10 protein-coding genes and 1 pseudogene are annotated in these 9,410 nt (G+C 44.1%); 10 read left to right on the top strand and 1 reads right to left on the bottom strand.

The genetic code is table 11. The features are described 5' to 3' along the window. Positions 1-52: 52 nt before the first annotated feature. The 6 genes and pseudogenes from AC1DUA_RS10890 to AC1DUA_RS10865 form a co-directional block, all read left to right on the top strand. Positions 53-448: pseudogene (locus tag AC1DUA_RS10890) on the top strand (DinB family protein); the annotation flags it as partial. A gap of 118 nt (positions 449-566) precedes the next feature. Then, positions 567-1,535, top strand: a complete 969-nt coding sequence (locus AC1DUA_RS10885; protein ID WP_477499762.1) for an aldo/keto reductase — start codon at positions 567-569, stop codon at positions 1,533-1,535. A gap of 29 nt (positions 1,536-1,564) precedes the next feature. After that, positions 1,565-1,903, top strand: a complete 339-nt coding sequence (locus tag AC1DUA_RS10880; RefSeq protein ID WP_477499761.1) for a VOC family protein — start codon at positions 1,565-1,567, stop codon at positions 1,901-1,903. Between the two features lie 131 nt (positions 1,904-2,034). After that, complete coding sequence (locus tag AC1DUA_RS10875; protein ID WP_477499760.1) at positions 2,035-3,036, top strand: type I glyceraldehyde-3-phosphate dehydrogenase; 1,002 nt, start codon at positions 2,035-2,037, stop codon at positions 3,034-3,036. A 316-nt stretch (positions 3,037-3,352) separates the two neighbouring features. Then, complete coding sequence (locus tag AC1DUA_RS10870) at positions 3,353-3,904, top strand: sigma factor (protein ID WP_477499759.1); 552 nt, start codon at positions 3,353-3,355, stop codon at positions 3,902-3,904. After that, a complete protein-coding gene (locus AC1DUA_RS10865) occupies positions 3,885-4,031 on the top strand; it encodes a DUF6596 domain-containing protein (protein ID WP_477499758.1) in 147 nt (48 codons plus the stop codon). The genes AC1DUA_RS10870 and AC1DUA_RS10865 overlap by 20 nt, the downstream gene beginning before the upstream one ends. Here the strand turns inward: AC1DUA_RS10865 and AC1DUA_RS10860 are convergent. Further along, positions 4,023-4,907, bottom strand: a complete 885-nt coding sequence (locus AC1DUA_RS10860; RefSeq protein ID WP_477499757.1) for an AraC family transcriptional regulator — start codon at positions 4,905-4,907, stop codon at positions 4,023-4,025. The two genes, AC1DUA_RS10865 and AC1DUA_RS10860, sit on opposite strands and share 9 nt — an antisense overlap. 200 nt (positions 4,908-5,107) lie before the next feature. Between AC1DUA_RS10860 and AC1DUA_RS10855 the strand changes: the two genes are divergently transcribed. The 4 genes from AC1DUA_RS10855 (at position 5,108) to AC1DUA_RS10840 (ending at position 9,213) form a co-directional block, all read left to right on the top strand. Then, positions 5,108-5,446 carry a hypothetical protein gene (locus AC1DUA_RS10855; protein ID WP_477499756.1) on the top strand — a complete coding sequence of 113 codons (339 nt, stop codon included), beginning with the start codon at positions 5,108-5,110 and terminating at the stop codon, positions 5,444-5,446. A 39-nt stretch (positions 5,447-5,485) separates the two neighbouring features. After that, the gene (locus AC1DUA_RS10850) at positions 5,486-6,649 is read left to right on the top strand and encodes an MFS transporter (RefSeq protein ID WP_477499755.1); all 1,164 of its coding nucleotides are present in this window, start codon (positions 5,486-5,488) and stop codon (positions 6,647-6,649) included. A gap of 356 nt (positions 6,650-7,005) precedes the next feature. Next, complete coding sequence (locus AC1DUA_RS10845; RefSeq protein ID WP_477499754.1) at positions 7,006-7,377, top strand: GNAT family N-acetyltransferase; 372 nt, start codon at positions 7,006-7,008, stop codon at positions 7,375-7,377. A gap of 363 nt (positions 7,378-7,740) precedes the next feature. Further along, the gene (locus AC1DUA_RS10840) at positions 7,741-9,213 is read left to right on the top strand and encodes an amidase family protein (RefSeq protein WP_477499753.1); all 1,473 of its coding nucleotides are present in this window, start codon (positions 7,741-7,743) and stop codon (positions 9,211-9,213) included. Positions 9,214-9,410 lie beyond the last annotated feature (197 nt).

Here is a 9,410-nt window from a genome sequence, read left to right as displayed (position 1 = left end):
ATTCACAGAGTGGACCGATACCTAACATGATGTACAAAATAATAGTTGGTTACAACCAGTTGCCGCAGGAAAAGCAACAGTAGCAGAAATCATTTCTCATCTTAAGAATTGGGATTCTTACCTCATGTCTAAGATTATCCCAGCGATTAGAAATGGCGAAGGAATGGTATTTCCGGATTTCAATTCGTTTAATGAAATTGCTTTTGAGTATGCCAGATCGGGCATTACTAAAGATCATCTGCTTAATGAATTTAAGCAAACTCGTCTTAGTCTGGTTGAAATGTTGTTAGCCGATCCTGAAGTCACTGCCAAACAAGTTACCGCGAATGGAGTAGAAACATGCCCTCACACCGGCACATCCTATTCGCTCCTTTACATTATTCACGAGTTTAACGATCATGACAATCATCATAAGAATCAAATTATAAAGGCAATAAGCACAAACTGAATCAAAACATGTGGCGTTGAGACTATTTACAAGGAGCGAAATATGAAGTTCCAGGAAAATGCTGTAAAGAGCTGACGAATACATTAGTTGGCATATAAGCATAAGGAGGTTAATAGGAATGAGAATGAAAAAATTACCCGGCACGGAATTAACACCATCCGTCATTTGCCTAGGTACATCGAACTTCGGTGAAACCGTGAGCCAAGAAAATGCCTTCGAACTGATGGATCGCTTTTTGGACAGAGGAGGCAATTTTCTTGATACGGCCAAAGTGTACTCCGATTGGGTGCCAGGCGAGCGAAGCCGCAGTGAAAAGCTCATCGGGCAATGGTTGAAGCTGCGCAATAACCGCAGTCATATCGTGCTATCTACGAAAGGGGCACACCCTGAGCTGGAGACGATGCATATACCGCGCTTAAGCCGGGAAGATATTTATTCTGATGTGGAACAGAGCCTCAGCCATTTGCAAACAGATTATATCGATCTGTTCTGGCTGCATAGAGATGACCCGCAGCGACCGGTCGAGGAAATTATCGATACAATGAATACTTTGGTGCAACAGGGTAAAATCCGATATTTTGGATGCTCGAATTGGCGATCGGAACGCATAGAAGCTGCTCATCAATATGCAGTAAGATCAGGCATGCAAAGTTTTGCGGCCAGCCAAAGTAAATGGAGCCTTGCATCGTATCCTCCCGGAAATGATCCTATGATGGTTACGTTAGATGAACATGAGATTAACTATCACGAACGTACAGGGCTGCCTGCGATCCCTTATAATTCACAGGCATCCGGCCTTTTCAGCGGACGTTACACAAGTGAAATGCTGCTTAAGCCTAGTCCAGAGAATAAAAACGTATGGAATCTATGTAACGAAAGTAACTTACTTAAGCTGAAGCGTGTCGAATCGCTCGCTCAGCAGTTGAATCTCACGATGACTCAGGTAGCTCTTGGCTACTTGCTTGCTCATCGATTTCCTGTCTTTCCAATTTCGGGTTGCAAAAATATCAGTCAATTAGAAGACTCCTGTGCTGCTGGGGATGTACAGCTAAACGATCAGGTCTTTCAGGAATTGCGGGGTTATTAAAACGAATTATTTAGAAAGGATGTGTACTTGTGAGGTTAAATCATCTCAATCTAACTGTCGGTGATGTGAAAGCTACTATAGATTTCATGGTGAAATATTTCGGAATGCAGCTTGGAAACACGCGTGGAAATGGGTTCGCTGTCCTATTTGACGACGGTGGATTAGTGCTTACCTTGATGAAAGGTGATCAGGTCATCTATCCGAATACCTTTCATATCGGCTTCATTCAAGAGAGCGAGGATAAGGTGAACGAGATCTATCAACGCTTGAAGGATGATGGTATTACTGTGAATCCCCCACAACGATCGCATGCTTGGACTTTCTATGTGCAAGCACCTGGTGGATTTACTGTTGAAGTTCTATGTTGATAGGAACGAGGTTAAAAAATTCTAAACAAAACTTATCCGACACAAGATATGCAAAGTATTATATGATTATATAAAGGTACGATTCTCTAGCAGCAGTAGATAAAACTAATCTAATTTATGTGGAGGCTATCATGGGTAAAATTGCACTTTTCGGATTTGGACGTATCGGAAGACAGCTCCTTCGGGCGGGATTGCAACAAAATTTGTTTGTCCCATTTTCTATCTCAGATATTAAAGATGAAGCTACGCTCGCTGCACTTTTTGAAGTAGATACAAATTACAAGCGTTGGCATGAGAAAGTCTCGGGTCAAGAAGGCGCAATTGTAATAGGTGATCGGGAGATACGATATTTAAACTCGGCCAGTGAATTGCCAAATTGGGGTGAGCTAGGCGTTGAGTTGGTCATCGATTGTACCGGTCGCGCCGTTACAAGACAGGTCGCTGAGAAACACTTGGAGCATGGCGCCAAAAGGGTACTTGTCAGCGGTCCGAGCAAGACCTTAGAAGACTGCGACGCCGTATTACTGAAAGGAATTAATTTAGAAAGCTTCGATCCAGAGAAGCATAAAATTATTAGCATGGCGAGCTGCACGACCAATGCGCTTGCACCGGTAGTTAAATTAGTCAGAGAAAACTATGGCATTCAATACGGCCTATTCTCCACGGTGCACTCGTATACGAACACGCAATCGTTAACGGATCAGCCGATGAAGGACCGCCGGGATTCATGGGCAGCCGCTGAGAACATCATTCCGTCGTCCTCTGGTGCAGCCAAAGCTCTGAAATTTATTTGGAGTGACCTGCAAATTACAGGCAAAGCTTACCGTATTCCGACACGTACCGGAAGCATCGCCGAACTTAATCTGATAACGGAAAAACGCTGCACCGTTCAAGACATTAACGATATGTTTCGTGAAGCCGCAAGAGAGGGCGAGTTAAAAGGCGTTCTCGATGTTCTTGAAGGGGAGTGGGCCTCGTCTCGTATCGTGGCTGATCCACATTCTTCGATCATAGACTTGCCTTTGACCCAAGTACAAGGTGAATTATTATCCGTCGCAACCTGGTATGACAACGAATGGGGTTATGCTTCTCGCTTGGCTGAGGTAGCCTCTTATCTTGCTGCTAAATCATAAGTTAGATTATTGATAACGAATTGGATATAGGGTAACTCCTTAATACGCAACAATAAAAGGCCGAGAGAATAACTAATTCTCGGTCTTTTATCAATGGATGCTCGGCATTTTTAGAATAAATGTTACAGGAATGTTGTAATTGCTATCCTTAAATCGACTTTATTATGTAAGAGAAAAAAACCAAATAGAGTAAAGGAGCAAACAAACATGYATTTCACACTTATGTTTTACGAAAACCCTGAGGACTTCGGGGCTGCAAGAGCCCCTGTTAATGCGATTGAAGTCCGGGAAAATCTTCCGCCGATGAAGTGATTCTATGATGAACGCTCACAACATGATCGAGGAAACGGCTCGGGATGCTTACGGGAGATTAATTGCATATCTGACCCTGAACTGGCGAGATATTGAGGCTGTAGAGGATGCGTTTGTTGCCGCATTAGAATCGTGGCCGAAGGCTGGCATTCCAGATAAACCGGAGTCTTGGCTGCTTAAGGTAGCTAGAAGGAAACTTATCGACCCCTCCCGCCGTGAACGTGTTTCCGAAAGAGCAATGCCTGCGTTGATCGCCCTGTCAGAAGAGTCCCAACAAATGTCGTCTACTGAGACTACATTCCCCGATGAACGATTAAACATGCTATTTCTTTGCACACATCCAGCAATCGATCCGTCGATCCGAACACCGCTTATGCTTCAGACCGTGCTCGGAATTGACGCCTCTCGTATTGCATCCGCATTCATCGTAAAACCCTCTACGATGGGACAACGACTTACTCGTGCTAAAGCAAAAATCCGTACGGAACGCTTTGCGTTCGTAATGCTCAATGACGAGGAATTACCGCATCGCTTAGATGCCGTTTTTGAAGCCTGACGAACCTGAAGTTCAAGGCCTTCTAGCACTAATGCTGCATTGCGAAGCTCGGCGAGAAGCCCGGACTGATGCATCGGGAAGTTATATTCCTCCGGGCAATATCAAGCGTAAAATCCAATTAATTTAACTGGCTTTTACGATATTGTATGGGAGTAAAGCCCGTTATCTTTTTGAAAATCCGGCAAAAGTAAGGGAAATTAGGTATCCCAACCAATGATCCGATCTGTTCGATAGATTTTGATTCTGTTTTTAACAACCAGCAAGCTTGTCTTATTCTTCGCGCGATCACATATTCGGTAATGCTTCCCCCTGTTTCGGTCCGAAATAACCGTGAAACATGATTCTTGGAAAGATGGAGTTCCCTTGCTAATTCAATCAAGTCGAAAGGTTCAGTGAAATGCTCTTCGACCCAATTCATTATTTTTTCAGCATGGCTATCCGGACGGGAAACTCCTCCAAATCCTCCACTATGCAGCGAGATAAGATAGTCTAAAATGTTGAGGATCAACATGGACGCAGTCTCGTGGTCTTCATCCTTTTCGTTCCATCCCATTACCAGGTCATTGAATCGTTCAAGAACACCTACCATATAAGTCGAGTCGCGCTCCTCGCGAAACACCTGATTGGACATTTGTTCCTTCCATACCTGATCAAAAAAACGCGATAGTACAGAGAAATTTTTTAGATGAGGTGCAACGATGGAAGGCTCAAAGGTTAAAACCGTTCGTACATATGGATGTTGAGGATTGGCATCAAATTGAATACGATGAAGCTGGAAGGGTTGTAAAATCACGACACATCCAGCCTCTAATTTATAAATCCTGCGGTTAAGAGTCAGGGTTCCACTTCCTTGATGGACAAATAAGACCTCGATCCCTTTATGATAATGGTAAGTAACAGGAGGACACTCTGAAGACACGGCTCTATATTTAAGTCGTATCCCTCTTTTGTTAAGAACATGAAATACTTGTGCACGTTCATCCATTTGTTTTATGTGTTTCAATGATGATCACCATCCAAACTATCTTTTCATAAAATATCATTTGAGTGACATTTTGTGACTGAGTAATATAACTTTTTGGGCCAAATAGTAAGCTATAATAATCATATCGATACCATCTAATTATACGTTGTAGTAATTATTGGTGGCAATGCTGCTTGCTGAGAAAAAAAGGGTCGCAGACTTTCGGAGGTGGGCATAAAATGAATTTCCCTTTAGCGATTCTACAAGAGGACGAAAACACTGAGTTATTGGATGGAATTAAAGATATTCTGAAAGAGTGCTATCAGATCACTGAGGACGAGGCGATGTTAGTTCTTCATGACAGTACTGAAAAAGCGCAAGAGTTGTTAAGCGATTATCTCCCCTACATAGACTCCATCCACGAAATTATTGGTGGAATTAGAGACACGCTTGAGAATCATATGAATCTAGTGTTTCAGAAAGAAGAATTGCCAAATAAAATGATTTATGAAGCAGCTGCGTGGCACGCGTTTGAATATGTAAGAGGTTACTATAAAAAAGCGGCAAATTTCGTGTAATGGCATTTCTAACTAAAATAGGAGGAAGGAAAAGATTCGATGGCAGGAAAATCAACGTACGTGTACATGTCCATGTATTACTCACTGGTATTCATGGCGTTAGGCGCCTTCAGCAACTATATTCCGATCTATTACAACGACATGCGGCTTGATCATTTCCAGATTGGTCTGCTCTCGACTGCGGGAGCGATTACCGCGATGATCGCTCAGCCACGCTGGGGATTAGCCGCTGACAGAGCTGCATCGAAAAATAACCTGCTCCTTATCGCGCTGCTGCTGACCTCTATCCTCGTCTGGACACTTCCAGCGGCAGGCAATAAATTTTGGTTGCTATTTGTATGCACAATTGTGTTCGGAGCCGTCCAATGTGTAATCAACCCGCTCGGAGACACGATCACACTGGAGATTTCCCGTAAGTCGGGAATTAACTTCTCACGGATCCGCACAGCTGGATCAGTCGGGTATGCCTTAATGGCGGTTATTGCCGGTTGGTTGCTGGACCGCAACTTGCATTATATGTTCCCGCTTTTCTCCGGGCTCGTGTTCGTCGCCTTCCTGATGGCTTGGGGGATCCCAAAGGTAGAAGGCCATCAGCATAAGGCAAAGGTGGAACTGAAACAGCTGTTCACCAGCRGAAAGCTTGTTATGATCTACTTGTACACGCTGGTTGTAAACTGTACGCTGGGCTTTTTTACTACGTTTCAAGCCGTCTACAGTAAGGAGGAGGGACTGAGCACAGCACTGATCGGCCTTGGGGTCAGTTTAGGTTCGGTTAGCCAGTTTCCGTTCATGCTGTTTTTTCAACCACTTTACCGGAGGTTCGGGATCTTTAAGATTTTGCTTTGCTCCGGAATTATCCTTGCCGTTAGGTGGTTACTGTTCAGCGGCGCGCTAAGCCCAGCCGTTTATTTGGCGTCGTGGGTACTGCATGGCGGGACGTTCATGCTGTTTTATTTATGCCTCGCCGAGTACGTAAACACACATGTGCCCAAAGAATTGAAAGCAAGCGGCCAAATGATGAATTCTCTGACGATGAACGCCATCAGTCGGACCGTGGGTTCACTGTTAGGCGGACTGTACGCCGGCTGGTTCGGTATCCGTTCGGGATTTTTGGTCAGCTCCTTCATCTGCATTGCTGCAGTGGCGTTGTTTTGGTATTACTATAGGTCAAACGATGAGGAACACATGGAAACTGAAGCTTAATTAAAGGGAATAACTGGATATACACCGAATGTATGACCGAATCAATGGTAAAGAGGTGTTGTTCGTGCAGGTTGATCCTATGAAACGATAAGACATCTATTCCTGACACCTATCAAATCAACAATCCCCATAATTGAGAAATTTGGTGGATTAGTTGTATGTGGCACTAAAGACAAAATGTTTAATGAGAATGACATTGAACGAATCGAAGGATTTGTGAATACAGATGTGCTTAGGATATTAGAGGCTTACTACTAAGGCCTTAACCACTTATCTTTTTGATCATTTGTTTCAACGCCTATCCTAAAGGGTAATAAGTACAAACAAGCCTCACATCATTCAGGAGGTGTTCCATTATGGAAGCAAGCAACACGTTTCACGAAGCTGAGGACGARATTGTTCTCCAAAAGCAAGGCAACGCCTACATCCTCAACACGCTGTCAGGCAAGGTCGGCGAGATTACTTACAGGCTGGTCGATACCGGAACTTGGGTGATCGATCATACCTACGTGGACCCGCGCTACCGTGGTCGTCAACTGGGTAAACAACTGCTGGATATGGTCGTCAGCGAAGCCCGCGATAAGGGGCGCAAAATCATTCCTTCATGCTCTTTTGCGTTGGAAGAATTCAAGAAAGACGTCACGTATGCCGATGTTTGGGAAAAAGGTGAATCGGCGAACAAGCCCTCCGACCCATATAACTTAGGCAGCGCTATGATGAGGCGATAGGTGTTCGATACAAACAGGCTCGCGTCCGATAGGATGCGGGTCTTGTAATTTATATGGCCTCAGGAAGACAAGGCGTAAATCTTCACAGTTGCTGAAATCTAGAGTCATAAATCTGTACTTTCATATGGTAAAATAAGGGGGGGTATTCCATCATCAGAGCCTATTGGCCAAGTTGTATTGTATCACGGATGGGGGTCTACGATGGAGAGCGTCAACTACGGCTATACGAACGAGCATGATTTTTGTAGGTAATTTTGATTATAACCATAATCAATCTTTAATCAGATAACGCCAAGTGCTACCCTTGATAAGGAGAAAGCAGTGATAGTGGCACTCACAATGCTAGATTAAAGGAGCGATTGAATGCAAGACCTACTAGATAAATGGATTATTGAGGCTGATTTCAACAGCATGCAGATAGCTATGGAGTCAGGCAATACGACATCAGAAGATCTTATCAATATTTATTTAGAAAGAATTCAAAGGTATTCTGGTCTAAATACGATCATTGAAATTAATCCTGATGCCATCGAAATTGCACGTGCATTAGATAAAGAACGGGCATGCATGGGAAGTCGAGGGCCAATGCATGGAATTCCCCTTCTATTGAAGGATAACATTGATACCGATGATAACATGCACACAAGCGCGGGAGCTGTAGCTCTAGCKKMTTCCTAWGCAGTGGAAGACTCCTGGGTGGCAGCGCAGCTTCGTTCAGCAGGCGCTGTTCTCCTAGGSAAGGCGAATATGACCGAGTGGGCTAATTTTATGTCTTCCACYATGTGGGCAGGYTATAGCTCAAGAGGCGGGCTAACTTTGAACCCCTATGGACCAGGGGAATTCTTTGTCGGYGGATCCAGYTCAGGSTCGGCAGCGGCTATTGCGGCAAACTTGGCAGCTGCAGCTATTGGAACAGAGACAACCGGGTCKATCATTTGTCCARCGAGCCAAAATTTCATCGTCGGATTGAAGCCGACTGTCGGTTTAATTAGTCGAGCAGGGGTCATCCCGATCTCGAATAGTCAAGATACGCCGGGTCCTATGACTAGAACGGTAAAAGACGCGGCCATTTTGTTGGGAATAATGACAGGCGTTGATGAACGGGATCCTAGCACCTTCAAAAGTGTTAACCGCTCGTATAAGGATTATACGCAATTCCTCGATCGAAGCTTTTTGAAAAAAGCTAGAATAGGCATCCCGAGATTTTATTATCAGAACTTGGATCCTGAGAGATTAGAGATTATGGAGTCAGCTATAGCTCTCTTAAAAAAGGAAGGAGCTACCATTGTCGACCCTGTATCTCTTCCTTGTGAGCTGGTGAACTGGGATTTTGATGTTAAGCGTCATGAGTTTAAAAAGTATGTCAATGATTACTTAGCCAGACTACCCGTATCCGTACCTGTTCGTACATTGTCGGAAGTGATAGCATTTAATTATAATCATGCAGATGTTGCTCTGAAATATGGTCAATCCCGCCTAATTTGGTGTGATGAAACATCCGGCTCGCTGGAGGAGCCAGATTATCTGGAGAGTAAACGAAAGAATGAGGAGTATTCTCGTGCTAAAGGAATCGATGCTGTGTTGGATCAACACAGTCTGGATGCCTTATTACTGCCTGGTAACTACGACGGTACGGATATCGCGGGAAGGGCAGGATACCCTTTAATTACTGTCCCAGCAGGGTATGCATCTGTAGGAAGCACGACACCCGAGGGGTGGATTACGAAAGGACCGTTCGGCATTGTCTTTTCTGGCACTGCCTATAGTGAGCCTATCCTAATCAAGCTTGCGTATGCTTATGAACAGGCTACGAAGCATCGGATTCCACCAGCATAATAGGGAAATATTCGCTTTTAGGAGGGCATTATGTTTCTGTCCGAATTAGACCCGCAAGCTCTTGATAAAAAAATGATTAATCGAATAATCTTTGAAGACATGGACGATGATGGGCAAAATGCTGATTTTATTTTAGTGTTTGGAAGCATTAGAGCCCCCAAAGTAAGAGTTCCTAAGGCTGTAGAACTCTATAAAGC

It is taken from the genome of Paenibacillus sp. 01T422, from assembly GCF_056398785.1.
Note: the sequence above shows the minus strand (reverse complement) of the source record. Positions and strands in the feature narration are given on the sequence as shown.

Bases quoted from the DNA above. Each gene is read 5' to 3' on its own strand.
- AC1DUA_RS10885 (WP_477499762.1), top strand. From the start codon at position 567: ATGAGAATGAAAAAATTACCCGGCACGGAATTAACACCATCCGTCATT.
- AC1DUA_RS10865 (WP_477499758.1), top strand. From the start codon at position 3,885: ATGCCGTTTTTGAAGCCTGACGAACCTGAAGTTCAAGGCCTTCTAGCA.
- AC1DUA_RS10870 (WP_477499759.1), top strand. From the start codon at position 3,353: ATGATGAACGCTCACAACATGATCGAGGAAACGGCTCGGGATGCTTAC.
- AC1DUA_RS10875 (WP_477499760.1), top strand. From the start codon at position 2,035: ATGGGTAAAATTGCACTTTTCGGATTTGGACGTATCGGAAGACAGCTC.
- AC1DUA_RS10855 (WP_477499756.1), top strand. From the start codon at position 5,108: ATGAATTTCCCTTTAGCGATTCTACAAGAGGACGAAAACACTGAGTTA.